General features: G+C 67.4%; 17 protein-coding genes and 2 pseudogenes. 12 read left to right on the top strand and 7 right to left on the bottom strand.

Annotation, left to right across the window (positions count from 1 at the left end):
• Positions 1-149 precede the first annotated feature (149 nt).
• On the bottom strand, positions 150-317 hold the full coding sequence (locus IN820_RS04800; RefSeq protein ID WP_193679899.1) for a hypothetical protein: 168 nt from the start codon (positions 315-317) through the stop codon (positions 150-152).
• 1 nt (position 318) lies between these two features.
• Positions 319-474 (bottom strand): hypothetical protein, encoded by a 156-nt coding sequence (locus IN820_RS04795; protein ID WP_193679884.1) that lies wholly within the window; start codon positions 472-474, stop codon positions 319-321.
• 230 nt (positions 475-704) lie between these two features.
• Here IN820_RS04795 and IN820_RS04790 point away from each other — a divergent pair, with 230 nt between their 5' ends.
• From IN820_RS04790 to cysC, 6 genes are all read left to right on the top strand, one after another.
• Positions 705-2,705 (top strand): peptidase U32 family protein, encoded by a 2,001-nt coding sequence (locus tag IN820_RS04790; protein WP_193679883.1) that lies wholly within the window; start codon positions 705-707, stop codon positions 2,703-2,705.
• A gap of 230 nt (positions 2,706-2,935) precedes the next feature.
• The gene (locus IN820_RS04785) at positions 2,936-4,270 is read left to right on the top strand and encodes an arylsulfotransferase family protein (RefSeq protein WP_193679882.1); all 1,335 of its coding nucleotides are present in this window, start codon (positions 2,936-2,938) and stop codon (positions 4,268-4,270) included.
• Between the two features lie 5 nt (positions 4,271-4,275).
• Positions 4,276-4,617: a hypothetical protein gene (locus tag IN820_RS04780; protein WP_193679881.1), complete on the top strand. Its 342-nt coding sequence runs from the start codon at positions 4,276-4,278 to the stop codon at positions 4,615-4,617.
• Between the two features lie 99 nt (positions 4,618-4,716).
• Entirely contained in the window at positions 4,717-5,436 is a 720-nt protein-coding gene (locus tag IN820_RS04775; RefSeq protein WP_193679880.1) for a hypothetical protein, read from the top strand.
• On the top strand, positions 5,433-6,590 hold the full coding sequence (locus IN820_RS04770) for a sulfotransferase (protein ID WP_207793494.1): 1,158 nt from the start codon (positions 5,433-5,435) through the stop codon (positions 6,588-6,590). The genes IN820_RS04775 and IN820_RS04770 overlap by 4 nt, the downstream gene beginning before the upstream one ends.
• 2 nt (positions 6,591-6,592) lie before the next feature.
• A complete protein-coding gene (cysC, locus tag IN820_RS04765; RefSeq protein WP_193679879.1) occupies positions 6,593-8,299 on the top strand; it encodes an adenylyl-sulfate kinase in 1,707 nt (568 codons plus the stop codon).
• A gap of 131 nt (positions 8,300-8,430) precedes the next feature.
• Here the strand turns inward: cysC and IN820_RS04760 are convergent, their stop codons facing one another.
• A complete protein-coding gene (locus tag IN820_RS04760; protein WP_408005191.1) occupies positions 8,431-9,156 on the bottom strand; it encodes a dienelactone hydrolase family protein in 726 nt (241 codons plus the stop codon).
• A gap of 336 nt (positions 9,157-9,492) precedes the next feature.
• On the opposite strand from IN820_RS04760, the gene IN820_RS04755 reads away from it, so the two are divergent.
• The 3 genes from IN820_RS04755 to glpK all read left to right on the top strand — a co-directional run bounded on the left by IN820_RS04755 (position 9,493) and on the right by glpK (position 12,583).
• Positions 9,493-10,089, top strand: a complete 597-nt coding sequence (locus tag IN820_RS04755) for a hypothetical protein (RefSeq protein WP_193679877.1) — start codon at positions 9,493-9,495, stop codon at positions 10,087-10,089.
• A 153-nt stretch (positions 10,090-10,242) separates the two neighbouring features.
• A complete protein-coding gene (locus IN820_RS04750; protein WP_193679876.1) occupies positions 10,243-11,007 on the top strand; it encodes a YoaK family protein in 765 nt (254 codons plus the stop codon).
• A gap of 67 nt (positions 11,008-11,074) precedes the next feature.
• The gene (glpK, locus tag IN820_RS04745; protein ID WP_193679875.1) at positions 11,075-12,583 is read left to right on the top strand and encodes a glycerol kinase GlpK; all 1,509 of its coding nucleotides are present in this window, start codon (positions 11,075-11,077) and stop codon (positions 12,581-12,583) included.
• Between the two features lie 49 nt (positions 12,584-12,632).
• Here the strand turns inward: glpK and IN820_RS22925 are convergent.
• Both IN820_RS22925 and IN820_RS22920 read right to left on the bottom strand, forming a co-directional pair.
• Positions 12,633-13,148, bottom strand: a pseudogene (locus IN820_RS22925) (methyl-accepting chemotaxis protein); the annotation flags it as partial.
• Positions 13,149-13,499: 351 nt separating this feature from the next.
• A pseudogene (locus IN820_RS22920) lies at positions 13,500-14,228 on the bottom strand (type IV pili methyl-accepting chemotaxis transducer N-terminal domain-containing protein); the annotation flags it as partial.
• A gap of 222 nt (positions 14,229-14,450) precedes the next feature.
• Here IN820_RS22920 and IN820_RS04735 point away from each other — a divergent pair.
• Positions 14,451-14,732 (top strand): peptidylprolyl isomerase, encoded by a 282-nt coding sequence (locus IN820_RS04735; RefSeq protein ID WP_193679873.1) that lies wholly within the window; start codon positions 14,451-14,453, stop codon positions 14,730-14,732.
• 104 nt (positions 14,733-14,836) lie between these two features.
• Positions 14,837-15,202 carry a SpoIIAA family protein gene (locus IN820_RS04730; protein ID WP_193679872.1) on the top strand — a complete coding sequence of 122 codons (366 nt, stop codon included), beginning with the start codon at positions 14,837-14,839 and terminating at the stop codon, positions 15,200-15,202.
• Positions 15,203-15,254: 52 nt separating this feature from the next.
• On the opposite strand, the gene IN820_RS04725 is transcribed toward IN820_RS04730, so the two are convergent.
• A complete protein-coding gene (locus tag IN820_RS04725; protein ID WP_193679871.1) occupies positions 15,255-16,004 on the bottom strand; it encodes an MBL fold metallo-hydrolase in 750 nt (249 codons plus the stop codon).
• 221 nt (positions 16,005-16,225) lie between these two features.
• On the opposite strand from IN820_RS04725, the gene IN820_RS04720 reads away from it, so the two are divergent.
• Positions 16,226-16,783, top strand: a complete 558-nt coding sequence (locus IN820_RS04720; RefSeq protein WP_193679870.1) for a TetR/AcrR family transcriptional regulator — start codon at positions 16,226-16,228, stop codon at positions 16,781-16,783.
• Positions 16,784-16,851: 68 nt separating this feature from the next.
• Here IN820_RS04720 and IN820_RS04715 read toward each other — a convergent pair whose 3' ends face one another.
• Entirely contained in the window at positions 16,852-19,920 is a 3,069-nt protein-coding gene (locus IN820_RS04715) for an efflux RND transporter permease subunit (protein ID WP_193679869.1), read from the bottom strand.
• Position 19,921: the final 1 nt, after the last annotated feature.

Below are 19,921 nucleotides of genomic sequence, written 5' to 3'. Positions count from 1 at the left end.
AGCTTTGCGCGCTGGAATATTCGCGGGCATGGACTCGGCGTCCCCGCCCTCTCCTACAGGGGGTACGTCTATCCGCAACAGCCAGCTCAGACATGGCCTTTCGTTTTGCCAATGAGCACGGCGAGGCGCTGCCGGCCTTCGCTCAAGCGTCAACCAAGCGGGCTTTCGCCAGGGCTGTCCGAGCTGTTGCCTTCTCGCTCCGGTGGCGATTGGCGGTCGCGCTCGGACGTCCGTTCGTGGCTCGGCTCTTCGCCGTATTCGTCGTAGTCGGGCGGCGTCAGGCCGTCGTCGCGCGGTTCGTTCTCGTCGTCGATCATCTCAGCTGTCCTCGTCGCGCTGCGCATCAGGCACACCTTCGCCGGCCTCGTCGAAGTCCGGGTCTTCGCCCGCCTCCCGGTCACCGCCATCGGTCATGGTGACATCCGGCTCGTCATCGAGCGGACGTTCCCCTTGCTTCTGCGGGTTCTGCTTCATGTGATCCTCGGCCAAGGCGCCAGTGTCGGTTCAATTTGGAGAGCGCCGCAGAGGCGTCGTTCAGCGCGCCGGGGTACTGGGCGACGTACGACCCGGCCGCCACAAGCGGGCGGCCGCCGCAGCCGTTCACACCAGCGAAAGGATCGTCGGCCGCATATCGCCGAACGATCCAAAACCGCGCCAAGCCGCTAAAATGCCCGACCTTGTCCGCACCGCCCACGAGCTGCCCCATGTCCCTACCCAAGCACCACCTCGAACTGCTGAGCCCTGCACGGGATGCCTCCATTGCCAAGGAGGCCATCCTGCATGGCGCCGATGCCGTGTACATCGGCGGGCCCAGCTTCGGTGCACGGCACAATGCCGAGAACAGCGTGGCGGATATCGCCGGACTGGTGGCGTTCGCGCATCTGTTCCATGTGCGGGTGTTCGTCACGCTCAATACCATCCTGCATGACGATGAGCTGGAACCGGCGCGCGCGCTGATCCACCAGTTGCATGAGATCGGCGTCGATGCCCTGATCGTGCAGGACATGGGCATCATGGAACTGGACCTGCCGCCCATCGAGATCCACGCCAGTACCCAGACCGACATCCGCACCCTGGAACGGGCGAAGTTTCTCGACCGCGCGGGGTTCTCCCAGCTGGTCCTCGCCCGCGAGCTGAACCTGGCCGAAATCCGCGCCATCCACGAGCAGGTGGATTCGACCCTGGAGTTCTTCATCCACGGCGCGCTGTGCGTGGCGTTCTCGGGGCAGTGCAACATCTCCCATGCGCAGACCGGGCGCAGCGCCAACCGCGGCGACTGCTCGCAGGCCTGCCGCCTGCCCTACACGCTCAAGGACGACCAGGGCCGCGTGGTGGCCTTCGACAAGCACCTGCTGTCGATGAAGGACAACAACCAGAGCGCCAACCTGAGCGCGCTGGTCGAGGCCGGCGTGCGCTCGTTCAAGATCGAGGGGCGCTACAAGGATGTGAGCTATGTGAAGAACATCACCGCTTACTATCGCCAGCGCCTCGATGGCATTCTCGAAGGCCGGCCGGACCTGGCTCGCGCCTCCAGCGGCCGCACCGAGCATTTCTTCGTGCCGGACCCGGACAAGACCTTCCACCGCGGCAGCACCGACTACTTCGTCACCGAGCGCAAGATCGACATCGGCGCCTTCGATTCGCCGACCTTCACCGGCCTGCCGGTGGGTGAAGTGCTCAAGGTCGGCAAGCATGATTTCATCGCCCAGACCGGCGAGCCGCTGAGCAATGGTGACGGTCTCAACGTGCTGGTCAAGCGCGAGGTGGTGGGCTTTCGCGCCAGCGTGGTCGAGCAGTTGGGCCAGTTCGAGGACGACGGCAAGCCCCAGTGGCACTACCGTATCGAGCCCAACGAGATGCCGGCGGCGCTCAAGCAGCTGCGCCCGAATCACCCGCTCAACCGCAACCTGGATCACAACTGGCAACAGGCGCTGCTGAAGACCTCGGCCGAGCGCCGTATCGGCGTGCGCTGGCTGGCCAGGCTGCGCGCGGACGAACTGGAGCTGCACGTCACCAGCGAAGAAGGCGCCTACGCCAGCGTCTCGCTGGGCGGCCCCTTCGGCGAAGCGAACAAGCCCGAGCAGGTGCCCGCTCAGATCGCCGACCTGCTGAGCCAGCTGGGCACCACGATCTACCATGCCGAAGAAGCCGAGATCGACGCGCCGCAGGTGTTCTTCATTCCCAACTCGCAGCTCAAGGCGCTGCGCCGCGAAGCCATCGAGGCGCTGACCGCCGCGCGCGAAGCCATGCGCCCGCGTGGCGGCCGCAAGCCGGTCAGCGTGCCGCCGCCGGTTTACCCGCAGGCGCACCTGTCGTTTCTCGCCAATGTCTATAACGAAAAGGCGCGGGCCTTCTACCACCGTTACGGCGTGGAACTGATCGATGCCGCCTACGAGGCCCACGAGGAAACCGGCGAGGTGCCGGTGATGATCACCAAGCACTGCCTGCGCTTCTCCTTCAACCTGTGCCCGAAACAGGCCAAGGGCGTCACCGGCGTGCGCACCAAGGTCGCGCCGATGCAACTGGTGCATGGCGACGAGGTGCTGACCCTGAAGTTCGATTGCAAGCCTTGCGAGATGCACGTGGTCGGCAAGATCAAGGGCAACATCCTCGACCTGCCGCAACCCGGCAGCGCCGCCAGCGTGGTCGGCCATATCACGCCGGACGATCTGCGGAAGACCATTCGAGGTAGATCGCAGGGTTAGGGGCTCCTTGCCGCTTTGGTGGAGGTCCGCCCCCGGGCCATGCTTTTGAGCCTCAAGCCTCAAGCCACGGCGACCGTCCGCAGCATCCTGTTACCGATTCGCGCCAGCCACCCTGACCGCCAGCGAACGCCGCCGGCCGAACGGCGGTCCCACCTCATGCGTTCCAGCGTAACGGAGACGGCGGGCCGAGGCCGGCCGGGCGCCCAATCGAACAGCATTCAGGAGGTCGGATGGACAAGGCGGATCGCGCCGGCTTTGCCCTTTTCTGCGCAGCAATCATCTTCCTCGCCTTCGTCGGCGGCGCCTTCGTGGTGCTTTCCAAATCCTTTCCGTACAGCTACTTCAACGATGCCTACAAGGCGGCGCAGGCGACCCTCAACCAACTGACGGCCACCGATCTGCATACCGAGACGCACCTGTGGCGCGAGGCGCGCCGCGATGATCGTGGGGTCACGCTGAACAACGCCGAACTGGCCTATCCCGGGCTGACCCTCTACACCTCCGGCGACGGCAGCTACGCCAATCTCATCGACCTGGACGGCAAGGTCGTGCATCGCTGGGAGCTGCCCTACCGGGACATCTGGGACAAGAACCCGGAAGGCCGCACGCCCCGTCCGCAGGATCGCATCTACTGGGACAAGGTCCGGGTGCTGCCCAATGGCGACCTGCTGGTGGTGATCAGCGCCGACAACGACACCCCCTGGGGCTACGGGCTGATCCGCATCGACCGCGACTCGAAGCTGGTCTGGGCCTATCACGGCGCGGCCCACCACGATCTGGTGGTCACCCCGGACGGGCGCATCGTCACCCTCACCCACGGTTTCAGCGAAGAGGACATCCCCGGGCTGCACGGCCTGGAGCGGCCCTGGCTGGACGATTTCCTGGTGGTGCTCGACGGCGAAACCGGCACCGAGCTGAGCAAGGTGCCGCTGGCCCGGGCGTTCCTCGACTCGCGCTACGCCGAACCGCTCTACCAGACGCCGAGCTACGCCACCTCCGACCCGCTGCACGCCAACAGCGTGGAGTACCTGGACGAGGCGCGCAGCGCCGCCTTCGCCCCGGCACAGGGCCGATCCGGGCAGGTGCTGATCTCGTTTCGCAACATCGGCACCATCGCCCTGGTGGACCCGCAATCCGGCGCACTGACCTGGGCGACACGCGGCCCGTGGCTGGTCCAGCACGACGCGCGGGTGCTGCCCAACGGCAACTTCACCCTGTTCGACAACGCCGCCAACTATCGGGAGCACAACATTTCCCGGGTCCTGGAAGTGAACCCTCGCAACCATGAGGTTGTCTGGAGCTACGAAGGAACCGATGAGCACCCCTTCGAAAGCTATGTGCGCAGCTCAGCCGAAACATTGCCCAACGGCAATCGGATCATCACCGAATCCGATGGAGGCCGGCTCTTCGAAGTAACGCCCACTGGTGAGATTGCCTGGGAATTCATCAACCCGGTTCGCGGCGGTGAAGACGATCGCTACATCCCCATCGTCTCGTCCGGACAACGTATCTCTCATGGAGCACTCGACGCGGAGTTCCGCACCCTGATCGACAACGAAAGGTGAACGTCATGCGCCCTGATTCCAAGCGACACGCCCGATTTCTTCTCCTCGCCTTCGGCGCCACGCTGCCATTCGCCGCCCACGCCTATGTCGGGCCGGGCGCCGGGCTCGGGCTGCTGGCCGCGCTCTGGGGCCTGGTCGCGGCGGTGGGCGTCGCGGTGTTCTACGTGGTGATGTGGCCGATCCGCCGCATGCGCCGCCAGCGCAAGGCCGAACAAAGCGCCGCGGCCAGCTCAGGTCTCTCCGACGCCACGCCGGTGGTCCAGGCCCGGCAGACGCCTGCCGAGCCCGTCGGCAAAACGGCCGCGCCGGCCGAGCGCGCCAAGGACGCCGACTCGGTTCGCCCGTAAGAGCCTGTGGCCGCTGCCGGCTGGTCCGGTTGACGCCATCCACCCCGCTCGACCGAGCCGCCCCTGGCCCGCCCGGTCGAGCCGCGCATCGAGGCTTCCATGGGACTACTGGACCTGCCCGCACCCTTGTTCGCCGCCCTCGACAACGGCATGGCCCTGCTGTTGCCACCGACCTTGCGGCTGGTGTTCTGGGCCGCGTTCGCGGGCGTCGGCACGCTGCTGCTGTACCGCCTGCTGTCGCCGCAGGCGGCCATCGGCCGGGCCAAGCGCGAGGCCCGCGAGGCCCGTCGCCGGCTGAACGAGTTCGACGGCGAGATGAGCGATGCCGGGCCGCTGATACGCGGCCAGTTCGGCGCGGCCTTCAGGCACCTGGGGCTGGTCATCCTGCCGACGCTGGTGTCGATGTTGCCGCTGATCGCCCTGCTGGCCTGGCTCGAGCAGAACTACAGCCACGACTATCCGAACGACAGCGAAGCGCCCTACATGCGGGTGGTGCCGGAAACCTCCTTCGCCGAATGGATCGTCGACGGCGGCATCCCGTTCGTGCGCATCGGCTCGCCCGAGGACGACGATGCGCTGGACATCGCCGTCACCGTGCCGGTGCCGGTGATCGAACAGCGCCGCTGGTGGCACTGGCTGATCGCCAATCCGCTGGGCTACCTGCCCGACGACAAACCGGTGCAGCGCGTCGAGATCAGCCTGCCCGAGCGTTCCTACCTGCCGTTCGGCCCGCCCTGGATGCGCACCTGGCTGGCCCTGCTGCTGCCCTGCATGATGCTGGTCTCGCTGCTCACCTACCGCTGGGCGCGCATCGAATGAGCGCCGCGAGCAAGGCGCCGGGCGCCGCCGATCCGGGCTTCAGCGTACCGACCTGGATGCACCTGCTGGGTGGCTGGATGCACCGCAGCCCGGAGACCTGGATCAGGCTGGGCAACCTCGAAACCAGGCTGGTGGAGGATGCCATCGGCGAGCTGCGGGTGGATCGCCCGGTCTATGTCGCCGGTCTGGCCCGCTCGGGCACCACCATCCTGCTGGAGCAACTGGCCGCGCACCCGAGCGTGGTCAGCCACCGCTACGTGGACTTCCCGCCGGTGCTCACGCCCTACTGGTGGAATCGCTGGCTGGCGTTGGTGCCCAAGGCCGAGGAACGTGGCCAGGAGCGCGCCCACAAGGATGGCATCGTGGTGACTTCGCAAAGTCCCGAGGCCTTCGAAGAAGTGCTGTGGATGGCCTTCTTCCCAGGCACCCACGACCCCAGTCGCAGCTCGGTGTTCGGCCGCGGCGACAGCCACCCCGCATTCGAACGCTTCTACGACGAGCACCTGCGCAAGCTGCTCGCGGTGCGCAAGCGCCAGCGCTACGTGGCCAAGGGCAACTACAACCTGGTGCGCCTGGGCTACCTGCAGCGTCTGTATCCGGATGCGCGCTTCATCCTGGCGATCCGCGATCCGGTCTGGCACATCGCCTCGCTGATCAAGCAGCAACAACTCTTCGTCGCCGGCGAAAGCGCCGAGCCGCGCGCGCTGGAACACATGCGCCGGGTCGGCCATTACGAGTTCGGCCTGGACCGCCGGCCGATCAATGTCGGCGACGCTGCCAGTACCACGCGGATCAGCGCACTGTGGCGCGCCGGCCACGAGGTGGAAGGCTGGGCGCACTACTGGGCGCATATCTATCGGCACGTGGCGGACACCCTGGAGGCCGACCCGCTGCTGCGCGAGGCGTGCCTGGTGGTGCGTTACGAAGACCTTTGCGCCCGGCCGCATGAAGTGCTGCAGCAGGTGTTCGCCCACAGCCAACTGAGCCTGGAGCCAGCGGCGCTGGAGCAGGCAGCGGCCGGCCTGCATGCGCCGACCTACTACCGGCCCAGGTTCAGCGACGACGAGCTGGCCATGATCGAGACGATCACCCGTCCGGTGGCGGCGCGTTTCGGCTATTCGCCCCACATGCACACCCAGCCTGCGAGGGCCTGACGATGGTTCGTTCCACCTCCACACGCCTCGAACAGCATCCATACGCGCCCGAACAAACCGGTCCGCTGCAGGTGATCGCCGCCGGCGCGCCCGGCAGCGGCACCTCGACGCTGGTCGCAGGCTTGCTGCACGCCGCTCCGGCGGCGCACGGCGGCGCACGGTCGCGCTTCGTCATCGCCGATGCGCCACGTCCGGAACGCTGGGCCCTGCAACTGGCGGGTAGCGGGCCCGAACCGGTGGCGCTGCTGGTGGTCGATGCCCGGATGGGCCTCGAAACCGATGGTCGCCGGCTCGCGCTCATCGCCTCGCTGCTGGGCATTCGCCGGCTGCTGCTGGCGGTCAATCGGATGGATCAGGTCAATTGGCGCGAAGACCTGTTCGCGCGCATCCGCCGCCAGTACCGCGACTACGCCGAGCGGCTCGGCATCGGCCAAGTCAGCGCCATTCCGCTCAGCGCCCGGGATGGCGACAACCTTTGCGCCGGTTCCAGCCACATGCCCTGGTATCGCGGCCCGTCGCTGCTGGCCCAGTTGCAGGCCATGCACCAGCCCCGGCAGACGCCCCGCCCGTTGCGCCTGGCGCTGCAACCGCGCGATGGCGAGCAGCCGTCGCGGGTCGCCGGCCAACTGCTCAGCGGCCTGCCGCGGCCCGGCGACGAGGTGGTGGTCTTGCCAGGCGCGCGCGTGTCGCGCATCGCCCATGTCGACACCGATGCCCCCGCGAGCCTGGTGCTGGAAGACGACCTGCCGATCGCTCCGGGCGACCTGCTGGCCTGCGCCGATGCGCGGCCGGAAGTGGCCGATCAGTTCGCCGCGCACCTGCTCTGGCTGGCCGAGGAACCGCTGTATCCGGGGCGCGCGTATCTTCTCCGGCTCGCTGGCGCGGCGGTCGGCGCCCAGGTCAGCGAGCTCAAGCACCTGCTGCAGGTCGACTCGCTCGAGCATGCCGCCGCCAAGCGGCTGGCGCGCAACGACCTGGCCTTCTGCAACCTGGCGCTGGACAAGGCCCTGCCCTTCGACCCCTGCGCCGAACTACCCGGCAGCGGCAGCTTCCTGCTGCTCGACCGCGTCAGCGAGCGCCCGCTGGCCTTCGGCATGGTCGCCTTCGGCCTGCGCCGCGCCGCCAATATCCATCGCCACGCGATGAAGGTCGACAAGGCCAGCCGCGCCGCCGCCAACGCGCAGAAGCCCTGCGTGCTGTGGTTCACCGGCCTTTCGGGTTCGGGCAAGTCGACCGTGGCGGACCTGGTCGAGCAGCGCCTGCAGGCGCTCGGCAGGCGCACCATGCTGCTGGACGGCGACAACGTGCGCCACGGCCTGAACCGCGACCTGGGCTTCACCGACGAGGACCGGGTGGAGAACATCCGCCGCGTCGGCGAGGTGAGCAAGCTGATGGTCGAGGCCGGGCTGATCACCCTGGTCAGCTTCATCTCGCCGTTTCGCAGCGAACGCAGCATGGCGCGCGAACTGCTCGATGAGGGCGAGTTCTTCGAAATCTTCGTCGACGCGCCGCTCGCCGTCTGCGAAGCGCGCGATCCCAAGGGGCTGTACAAGAAGGCCCGTGCGGGCACGCTGCCCAACTTCACCGGCATCGGCAGCCCCTACGAGCCCCCGCAGGCGCCGGAGCTACGGCTGCCGGCCGACCGGCACAGCGCCGACGCGCTGGCCGAGCGGGTGGTCGAACTGCTGCGCCAGCATGCGATGCTCTGAGATCGGCGACCATTGGACAGTGGCCGGCTTGCTGGTGATCGGCGCACGACGCACGTCCCTGCATTACGGCCAACGGACGCGTGGGCAAGGCTTCGCCGTTGCCCACCCTACGAAGCGGCCGTTCCCTGCGCTCATTGGGCGGCGAAGACTTCGTCGAACTGATCGTTCATCGCCTGGAAGGCCCGTTGCGCCACCCGCGGGTGGTACTCGTTGCGCCCCGGCACGTTGGCGTAAGGATCGGTGAACGAATGCACCGCACCGCCATAGCTGACCAGTTGCCAGTCGACCCCGGCCGCCTTCATCTCGGCGACGAAGCCGTCCAGTTGCTCCTTGCTCACCGACGGGTCGTCGGCGCCATGCAGCACCAGCACCGGCGCCTCGATGTTGCGCGCATCGTCCGGGTTGGGCGTGTCGAGATTGCCATGGAAGGAGACGAAGGCCGCGAGATCGGCGCCGGAACGGGCCAGTTCGAGCACCGCGCCGCCGCCGAAGCAGAAACCGATGGCGCCCAGGCGTGCCGAATCCAGCTCGACCGCATCGCCTTGCGCCTTGAGTACGTCCACCGCGGCCTGGGCACGCTTGCGCATCAGCGCACGGTCGGCGCGCAGCGCTGAAGCCGCGGCCCGGGCTTCGTCCGCGTTGCTGGGCCGCACGGCCTTGCCGTACATGTCCGCCACCAGCACCACGTACTTGTCGCCGGCGGCGCGCGCGGCCTTCTCCGCGGAGCGCTCGGTGACGCCGAGCCAGTTGGGCACCATTACCAGGCCCGGGCGCGGCGCGGTGACCGCATCGTCGTACACCAGCAAGCCCTCGAAGGCCTCGCCGTCGATCTCGTAGGCCACGGGCTCGCTGACCATGGCCGCCTCGGCGGCACCGCACAGGCCGGCCACCGCCAGCGGTAGCAGCTTCTTGTTCATCGTCTTGGCTCCTTTCGATTCATCCAGCACAGGTATCTGGTTATAGAGCACGCGCAGCGCGTCGGTGGTGAAAACGGCAACAAGGTGTGAGGCGCGCCACTCGTTGGGTCTCGCTACACGGCCCCCGCCAACCGTGCATGGCCGTAGGTTGCGGTTGAGGCGCGCAGCGCCGAAGCCCCTCCCGTGAAAAGGCCACAGGAGGACGAATGGTTGAACCATCCGGCGCCGCTTCGCGCCCAATCATTAGATCCCAGGACACGACACGAAAGGTGGACCATGAAACAGATCCTGATCGCCGCATTCGACCGTTACGAACAAGCCCGGCAGGTCAAGGCCGAGTTGGTGCAACAAGGGATTCCAGACGCGGACATCCAGCTGTCCGCGTCGATGAACCCGGCCGAGATCGACAGCAGCCGCGTGGAAGTGATCGGCGAGGAACCGGGCGAGGACGCCACGGTGGCCGACAAGATCGGCAGCTTCTTCCGCAAGGTCTTCGGCGACGACGCGCCGGCGCACGCCGGCCGTTATCCGCAAGCCGCCCGCCGCGGCTCGACCCTGGTGACCGTCAGCCTGGCGGACGAGGCCCTGGTGAGCAGCGTCGAGCAGTTGATGGAGCGCAACGGCGCCATCGATATCGACGAACGCAGCGCCCACTGGGGCGACGACGACGCGGTCCCGGTGACCGCCAGCAGCGAGACACTGACCACCGGCTATCCGGACGCCGCCTCCATCAGCGTCGACGAGCGCGAACTGGACGGCACCGCAACGCCCGACCGCGGCCAGGATTGCGGCTCGGTTCCGGGCCGGGCCGAGAACGCCAAGGCCGGCCGGCGCGACAACACGGCGGGGCGGGTGCGGATCATCCCGCGCTGAGGGTGCGGGCCAGCGCCGGCAGCCGCTGCGGCGGCACAGCCGAGCTGGACGATCCCGGATTCGCTCGTTTTCATGCGCTGAAACCGGCACACCCCCGATGACGCCGTATAATCCGCAGCCTGCATCAGCGGACGGATGGAGTCCCCGGCCCCCATGCCCATCAACTACGCGCGCCGCCTGACCGACCGGCGCCGCTCGAAGCACAGCAATCGCCAGCTCGGCCTGTGCCTGGCCTTCGTCGCCGGCGCGGCCAACGCCGGCGGCTTCCTCGCCGTGCAGCAATACACCTCGCACATGACCGGCATCGTCTCCTCGATGGCGGACAACCTGGCACTCGGCGCGACCGACCTGGCCCTGGGCGGGCTCGGCGCGCTGCTTTCCTTCATCCTCGGCGCGATGTGCTCGACCATCATGATCAACTTCTCGCGACGCCGTCGCCTGCACAGCCAGTACGCACTGCCGCTGGCGCTGGAAGCGGCTTTGCTGCTGTTCTTCGGCGTGCTGGGGGCGAAGCTGATGGACGTACCGGGCTTCTTCGTGCCGCTGACGGTGATGCTGCTGTGCTTCATCATGGGCTTGCAGAACGCGATCATCACCAAGCTTTCCAACGCCGAAGTACGCACCACGCACATCACCGGCATGGTCACCGATATCGGCATCGAACTGGGCAAGCTGTTCTACCTCAACCGCCAGCCCCGCACGGGCCACCCGCAGGTGCGCGCCGACCGCGAACGCCTGCGCATCAACGCCCTGCTGGTCTGCAGCTTCTTCGTCGGCGGCATCAGCGGCGCCCTGGGCTTCAAGCATTTCGGGTTTCTCTCCACCGTGCCGCTGGCGGCGCTGCTGCTGGTGCTCGCCCTCGTGCCGATGTGGGACGACCTGCGCCTGGGCTGGATGCTGTGGCACAAGCGGCACTGAGGCTCGGGATGAACTTGCCGCCGAATCCGCCGATCTGAAACCACATGGCTCATCGAGGAAGGCCACCATGAGCACCCGGGACAAGCCGTTCGTCGTCGCCCTCGACCAGGGCACCACCAGTTCGCGCGCCATCGTGCTCGACCACGACGCCAACCTGGTGAGCACCGCCCAGCGCGAGTTCACCCAGCTCTACCCCAACCCCGGCTGGGTCGAGCACGACCCGATGGAGATCTGGGCGACCCAGAGCGCCGTCTTCGTCGAGGCGCTGGCCCAGGCCGGCATCGGCAACGACCAGGTCGCGGCCATCGGCATCACCAACCAGCGCGAGACGACGATCGTCTGGGACAAGGCCAGCGGACGCCCGATCTACAACGCCATCGTCTGGCAGAGCCGGCAGAGCACGCCGATCTGCGACCAGCTAGCGCGCGACGGCATGCAGGCGCACATTCGCAAGACCACCGGCCTGGTCATCGACCCGTACTTTTCCGGCACCAAGATCAAGTGGATCCTCGACCACGTCGAAGGCAGCCGCGAACGCGCCCGGCGCGGGGAACTGCTGTTCGGCACCGTCGACTCCTGGCTGGTCTGGAAGATGACCCAGGGCAAGGTCCACGCGACCGACTACACCAACGCCTCGCGCACCCTGCTGTTCGACATCCACACCCTGGACTGGGACCCGCTGCTGCTCGAGGCCCTGGACATTCCACGGGCGATGCTGCCCGAGGTGCGCCCATCGTCGGAGGTCTACGGCCATGCGTTCATCGGCACCGGCCCGAGCGACGGCATTCCCATCGCCGGTATCGCCGGCGACCAGCAGGCGGCACTGTTCGGGCAGATGTGCGTCGAGCCCGGGCAGGCCAAGAACACCTACGGCACCGGCTGCTTCCTGCTGATGAACACCGGCCGCCAGGCCGTGCAGTCCGAGCACGGCCTGCTGACCACCCTCGCCTGCGGCCCCCGGGGCGAAGTCAACTACGCCCTGGAAGGCGCCATCTTCAACGGCGGCTCGACGGTGCAATGGCTGCGTGACGAGCTGAAGGTGATCAACGATGCGTTCGACTCGGAGTATTTCGCCGGCAAGGTGCCCGACAGCAACGGCGTCTACCTGGTGCCGGCGTTCACCGGGCTCGGCGCGCCCTATTGGGACCCGCGCGCCCGCGGTGCGCTGTTCGGCCTGACCCGCGGGGTGACGGTCGATCACCTGATCCGCGCGGCCCTCGAGTCCATCGCCTACCAGACCCGCGACGTGCTCGACGCCATGCAACGGGACGCCGGCGAGCGTCTGCGTGGCCTGCGCGTGGACGGCGGCGCGGTGGCCAACAACTTCCTCATGCAGTTCCAGGCCGACCTGCTGGGCACGCCGGTGGAGCGGCCGCAAATGCGGGAAACCACCGCCCTCGGCGCGGCCTATCTGGCGGGGCTGGCGAGCGGATTCTGGAACGACCTCGACGAACTGCGCTGCAAGAGCCGGATCGAGCGGGTATTCCAGCCGGCCTGCGACGACGCAAGACGCGAAGCGCTCTACAAAGGCTGGAAGAAAGCCGTCGAGCGCACCCGCGACTGGGCGGAGGATTAGCTTTCAAGCCTCAAGCCTCAAGCTTCAAGCTTCCGGCTCCGGCTTCCAGTCAGGCCTGCAGGCGGAAACGGCCGGTCAGGGTCTTCAGCCCGTTCATGCTCTGCATGATGCTCTGGCCGGAGCTGGCGGTGTCCTGGCTGACCACGGCCGCCTGGTCGGCAACGGTGGCGATGCGCGTCAGTGAGCAGTTCATGTCCTCGGCCACCTGGGACTGTTCTTCGGCCGCCGTGGCGATCTGGTTGGTCATCCCGCGAATGGTCTGCACCGCGCCGACGATCTTCGCCAGCGCCTGCTGCGCGGCTTCGATCCGCTCGAGGGTCGCCGTACTGCTCTGCCGCGATGCGTCCATCGCCTCGCCGGCCCGCATGGCCTGGCTCTGCAGGCGCTCGATGAGCACACCGACTTCCTTGGCCGAACTCTGGGTGCGCCCGGCCAGGTTGCGCACCTCGTCGGCGACCACGGCGAAACCACGGCCCTGCTCGCCGGCCCGCGCCGCCTCGATCGCCGCGTTGAGCGCCAGCAGGTTGGTCTGCTCGGCGATGCCGCTGATCACCTCCAGCACCTTGCCGATTTCCTGGCTGTCCTGCACCAGTTGCTGCATGACGCCTGCCAGCCCGTCCACGTGCCCCGACAGCGAGCGGATGGCATGCACCGAGCCGCTCATCACCTCGCTGCCGGTGCTGGTTTGCTGTTCGGCGAGATCCGCGGCACTGGCCGCCTCGACGGTACTGCGGGCCACTTCCTGGGAGGTCGCGAGCATCTCGTTCATCGCCGTGGCGACCTGATCGATTTCCGCCTGCTGGCCCTCGACGTTGCGCGCGCTGTCGCCCGCCAGGCTGGCCATGCGCACGCACTGGGCATCGGCCGTATCGGCAGCCTGGCGCACCCCGCGGATCATCTCGCCGACCTGGTCGAGCAGACGGTTGTAGGCGGTGGTGATCATGCCCATCTCGTCGTCGGCATGGCGCACGGCGAGCGGCTGGGAAAAATCGCCCTGGCTGACCCTTTCCAGACGGCCGCGCAGTTCGTCGATCTGCAGCATCAGCCAGTTCATGCCGGCGACGCGGCCGAGGATCACCAGCAGCAGGATGGCGATCGTCGAGCCCAGCGCCACCCACAGCTGTTGCGCGCTGGCGCGGTTGGCCTCGGCGGAAAGCAGACCGACCACCTCGTTGCTGGCCGACAGCAGGGCATCGGCATCCGCCGCGGCGCCCTGCAGGACGCTGGTGTCGCCACCGGCCAGGGCGAGGATCGCCGGACGGTAACGCTGCCAGATCTGGTCGACGCGGCGCAGAGACTGCTGCGCGCTGGCCAGCTCGGCCGGCGCCACGCCCTTTGCCCGGTCCCCCTGGATCAGCAGGCGATGGGAGCGCTCGAAACTGGCGATGGTCGCCTCGACGGCGCTGGCCGGCACCATGCCCTGCGCGCCCAGCAGCGCCTCCTTCATCATCTTCTGGCTGAGCATGCGCTGCGCACCGGCCATGTCGATCTGCCCGGCGTCCTTGTTCGAGAAGAACAGCACGCCGGCGGTGATGGCCGCGCAGAGAAAGATCAGGCTGTAGGAGAAGAAGAACTGCAGGTTGATGGTTCGCAGACCGAGGCCACGCAGGATGAGCTGAATGCCGTATGCCAGTGATGCCGTCATGAAGATGCCTTATGGGTGAGATAGCGGGCCATGTCGCCGCCCTTGTGAGGCAGGCGCATGGTGCTTGCCCAGGCTTTATCGGCGATCCGGGAGCGTGCTTTAACCCACTCATCCAGTTCGTAGGCGGGTTGAGCTCGCCAAGCCCAACGGTGCGCACAACGCGAAGTATTCCCTACCCCGCTTTTACGGTAGGCTCGCGTCTTCTCATACAGGAGCATTCCCATGGCTCGAGCCACTGCCCGCCACATCCTGGTTTCCACCGAAGCCAAGTGCAACGAACTGAAAGCCGCCATCGAAGGTGGTGCCGACTTCGCCCAGGTCGCCAAGGAAAATTCCAGCTGCCCGTCCAGCCGCGACGGCGGCAACCTCGGCTCCTTCGGCCCCGGCCAGATGGTCAGGGAATTCGACACCGTGGTGTTCAGCGCGCCGATCAATGTCGTGCAGGGCCCGGTGAAGACCCAGTTCGGCTACCACCTGCTGGAAGTCACCAGCCGCGAAGACTGACCGCCCCCTCATCCCCGCGCAACCGCGCGGGGATGCCTGCGCTGCGCATTCGCGCTTGGCCGCATCACGCCTATCCTTGAATGGAATCCCTGAAGGAGAGCGTCATGTTCCAGGTAGCGCGAAGAGGCGAAAACCGCATCGACATCGATTTCTCCGGCAAGCTCGACAGCGACGCCATGCGCGCCGCGCTGGACGACCTGCTGTTCAAGTCAGAAGGCATCGAGCATGGCCGCATGCTCTATCGCATCGGCGAATTCGACCTGCCCACTCTCGGCGCGGTGGGCGTGGAGCTGTCGCGCCTGCCGCAACTGTTCCGCTTCCTGCGCCGCTTCGACCGCTGTGCGGTGGTCAGCGGCAAGGACTGGCTGCGCAAGGCCAGCGAGATGGAGGGTGTGCTCATCCCCGGCCTGGCGGTCAAGGCCTTCGATCTGCATCAGGAAGCCGACGCCATCGCCTGGCTGGAGCGCTGACGAACGCCGGCCTCCTGCCCGCGTGGGATGCATCGCCGATGCCTTCCGCCGATTACTGCACCCAGGCCGGATAGACACCGAGCGACGCCTGCATGCGGGCATCGCTCGACGGCACGACACCCGCCTGCTCATGCGGGGTCGCCGGATGCCCGAGCGTATCGCCGCGAAAGAAGAAGCGACGGCCATCGCCGAGCGTCAGGAACAGGCCGACCGCGCCGTGCCCGGCCAAGGGCACCAGGACCAGCCGGCCATCGCCGAACAAATCGAGACTCTCGGCGTAACCCAGGTAAGGCTTCGCCATGAACTGCAGCGGCTGCCAGTTCACCGCATGCTGGAACTGGCTGGGCAGCACTGCCGGCGGCGTGGCGCCGCGGATGTAGCGACGGCTCTCGGCACTGGCGAATACCGGCACATCCGGAAAATCGGCCAGGCCCGAGGCATGCTCCCAGCGCGCACAGCCGAGCAGGATGCGGTCGATGTGCAAGCCGTCGCGCTGCAACTGGTCGCGCACCGCGTGCACCGGTCCGTAGCGCTTGATCCGCCAGGGGACCTCGGCGTCCAGTTGCGCATCGATCTGCCGACCCAGGCCGGTGCCGAACAACAGCCGGCTGCCCCGATGCTCGACCAGCACGGCGATATGGTCGATCGGCGGCGGTTGTTGCCAGCCACCGTTGCGCCAGGCGAAGTCGCCCTGCGTCAGGGTCTGCGCCGTCCTGACCAGGCTGAAACGCGGTTCGTCGGCCGCCACTGCGCTGCCGGCGAACCCGAGCAACAGCCAGGTGAAGATTCCGAGCAACTTCATGGCTCACCCTCCTTCTGTCGGGCCGAAGAGACGACGGCACGGGCAATCGGCGGATAGCGTCGGGGCATACGGTTTCATCGCATCATCCTCGTGGGTTACTGAGCGCATGCCTGGATAATAGACAGACCTGTCTGTACACTTCAAGCACGAACAGACCCAGGGGACCGCCGGTTGGAGGGACCGGATCGCTCCCGCATAATGGCCGCCCCGAGGAGGTATCTATGGCATCGAGCAAACGCGACCAGCTGATCGACACCGCCGAGCAGCTGTTCTACCGCGAGGGTTACCACGCGACGGGCATCGATCGGATCCTGAGCGAGTCCGGCGTGGCCAAAATGACGCTGTACAAGCATTTCAAGTCCAAGGACGAGCTGATCCTCGCCGTGCTGGAGGCGCGCCAGCGGGCGATGCTCGAACGCCTGCACCAGCGCGCGGCCAGGCTGCCGCCGCGCGAGGCGCTGCTGGGCATGTTCGACGGCTTGCACGGCATGATCGGCGGCGGGACGTTCTGCGGCTGCCTGTTCATCAACGCGGCGGCCGAATACCACGCGCACGATCATCCGATCCATCGCCGCTCGGCCGCCTACAAGGCCGAGCTGCGGGATTACCTGTGCGAGCTACTGGAGCGCCTGGAAGCCCCGCACCCGCAACGGCTGGCGCGGCAGCTGCAGTATCTGGTCGAAGGCGCGCTGAGCATGGCGCACATCGATGGCCCCGGTGAGCAGGCGCTGGAAGCCAGGGCGGCCGCCGAAGTACTGCTCGAAGCCGCCGGCGTCTGAGCGGTTCCGGTCGACGGCCGGATCACGCCCAGCCGGCCATGGCGGCAATGCCCGGCGCGGGCATCGCCTCACTCCCCTTCCCGGACCCTGAACCAGGCGGCATAGAGCGCCGGCAGGAACAGCAGGGTCAACGCCGTGGCGACGATCAGGCCGCCCATGATCGCCACCGCCATCGGTCCGAAGAAGATGCTGCGCGACAGCGGGATCATCGCCAGCACCGAGGCCAGCGCGGTGAGCACGATGGGCCGGAAGCGCCGCACGGTGGCGTCGACGATCGCCGTGAAGCGCGCATGGCCGGCGCCGATGTCCTGTTCGATCTGGTCGACCAGGATCACCGAGTTGCGCATGATCATTCCCGACAGCGCGATGGTGCCGAGCATGGCGACGAAACCGAAGGGCTGGCCGAACATCAGCAGGAACAGCGTGACGCCGATGATGCCCAGCGGCGCGGTGAGGAACACCATGGCCGAGCGCGAGAAGCTCTTGAGCTGCACCATCAGCAGCGTCATCACCACGATGACGAACAGCGGCAGCCCGGCGTTCACCGAGCGCTGCCCGCGCTCGGAATCCTCGACGGTGCCGCCGACTTCCAGCAGGTAGCCGCCGGGCAGTTGCGCACGGATATCGTCCAGGCTCGGCTCGATCTGCCGGACCAGCGACGCCGGTTGCTGGTCGCCGTAGACATCCGCACGCACGGTCACCGTCGGCAGGCGGTTGCGGTGCCAGATCACGCCTTCCTCGAAGCCGTACTCGAGCGTCGCCACCTGCGACAACGGCACACTGCGCCCGCTTTCGGTGGGGATCGCCAGGCTCGGCAGCATCGACAGTTCCAGACGCTCGCGCTCGGTACCGCGCAGGAGAATCTCGATCAGCTCGTTGTCCTCGCGGAACTGGCTGACGCTGCTGCCGGTGAACGTGCGCCGCAGGAAACCCGACAGCTCGGCCGTGCTCACCCCCAGCGCCCGCGCGCGGTCCTGGTCGACGTCGAGCCAGACCACCTTGCTCGGCTCCTGCCAGTCCAGGTGCACGTTGGCCACGTGCGGGTTCTCGCGCACCCGGGCAGCCACCTGGCGGGCCAGCCCGCGCACCACGTCGATATGCTCGCCGGTGACCCGGAACTGCACCGGGTAGCCCACCGGCGGGCCGTTCTCCAGGCGGGTCACGCGGCCACGCAGGCTGGTGAAGTCGTCGCGCAGGCGCTCGATCAGCCAGGCGCGCAATTGGTCGCGCGCCTCGATGCTGTCGGCCAGCACGACGAACTGGGCGAAGCTGGTGGCGGGCAGTTGCTGATCCAGCGGCAGGTAGAAACGCGGCGAGCCGGTACCGACGTAGGCGACGTAGTTGGCGATGCCGGCGCGCTCCTCGAGCATCTCTTCCAGGCGCCGCACCTCGGCTTCGGTGGCCTTCAGCGAAGCGCCCTCGGCCAGCTTGAGGTCCACCATCAGCTCCAGCCGGCCGGAAGCCGGGAAGAACTGCTGCGGCACCAGGCGGAACAGCATCACCGCCGCGACGAACGCCGCCAGGGTCAGCACGATGACGGTCTTGCGTCGGCGCACGCAGAACGTCACCACACGGCGCACGCGCTGGTAGAACGCGGTGGAATACGGATCGTGGCCGTCGCTGCCGCCACCGTGCTTCTGCGCGGCGCGCCTGGCCAGGTCCGGCAGCAGCTTCTCGCCCAGCAACGGCACGAAGGTTACCGCGGCGATCCAGGAGGCGATCAGCGAGATGGCCACGACCTGGAAGATTGAACGGGTGTACTCGCCGGTGCTGGATTGGGCGGTGGCGATCGGCAGGAAGCCGGCGGCGGTGATCAGGGTGCCGGTGAGCATCGGGAAGGCGGTGCTGGTCCAGGCGAAACTGGCGGCCTTGAGCCGGTCGTAGCCCTGCTCCATCTTGATCGCCATCATCTCCACGGCGATGATCGCGTCGTCCACCATCAGTCCCAGCGCCAGCACCAGCGCGCCGAGGGAAATCTTGTGCAGGCCGATGTCCAGGTAGTTCATCGCAGCGAAGGTCATCGCCAGCACCAGCGGAATCGACAGCGCCACCACCAGCCCGGTGCGCACGCCGAGCGAGAAGAAGCTCACCAGCAACACGATCGCCAGCGCCTCGACCAGCACCCGGACGAACTCGCCGACGCTGGTCTTCACCGCCGCCGGCTGGTCCGACACCTTGCGCAGCTGCATGCCGGCCGGCAGGTCCTGCTGCAGGCGGGCGAATTCCTTCTCCAGCGCTTCGCCGAGCAGCAGGATGTCGCCGCCGCTCTTCATCGACACGGCCAGGCCCAGCGCCGGTTCGCCCATGAAGCGCATGCGCGGCGCCGGCGGATCGTTGAAGCCGCGATGCACCTCGGCGACGTCGCCGATGCGAAAGGTGCGCCCGGCGACGCGAACGGGGAAGTCGCGGATCTGCCTGACCGTCTCGAAACTGCCGCTGACGCGCAGCTGCACACGGTCGCTGGCGGTCTCGACGAAGCCCGCGGCGGTCACCGCGTTCTGCGCTTCCAGCGCCTGGCGCACCGCCTCCAGCGGCACGCCGAGCGTGGCCAGCTTGACGTTGGACAGCTCGATCCAGATCTTCTCGTCCTGCAGGCCGATCAGTTCGACCTTGCCGACGCTCTGCACCCGCTGCAACTGCAGCTGGATGCGGTCGGCGTAGTCCTTGAGCACGGCGTAGTCGAAGCCCTCGCCGGTCAGTGCGTAGATGTTGCCGAAGGTGGTGCCGAATTCGTCGTTGAAGAACGGCCCCTGGACACCCGGCGGCAGCGTGTGGCGGATGTCGCCGATTTTCTTGCGGAGCTGGTACCAGAGCTCGGGAATCTCCTTCGAGCGCATGGAATCGCGCGCCATGAAGGTGATATTGGATTCCCCCGGCCGCGAGAAGGAGACGATGCGCTCGTACTCGCCAGTCTCCATCAGCTTCTTCTCGATGCGCTCGGTGACCTGGCGCGACACTTCCTCGGCGGTGGCCCCCGGCCACTGGGTCTGGATGACCATGGCCTTGAAGGTGAACGGCGGGTCCTCGCTCTGCCCGAGCTTGCTGTAGGACAGCGCGCCGACGACGGCCAGCAGCAACATCAGGTAGACGACGATCTGCCGGTTGTGCAGCGCCCAGGCGGAAAGATTGAAGCGCATC

The sequence above is a fragment of the Pseudomonas lopnurensis genome, from assembly GCF_015070855.1.
Taxonomy (GTDB): Bacteria; Pseudomonadota; Gammaproteobacteria; order Pseudomonadales; family Pseudomonadaceae; genus Stutzerimonas; species Stutzerimonas lopnurensis.
This window is presented reverse-complemented; position numbering and strand designations above follow the sequence as displayed.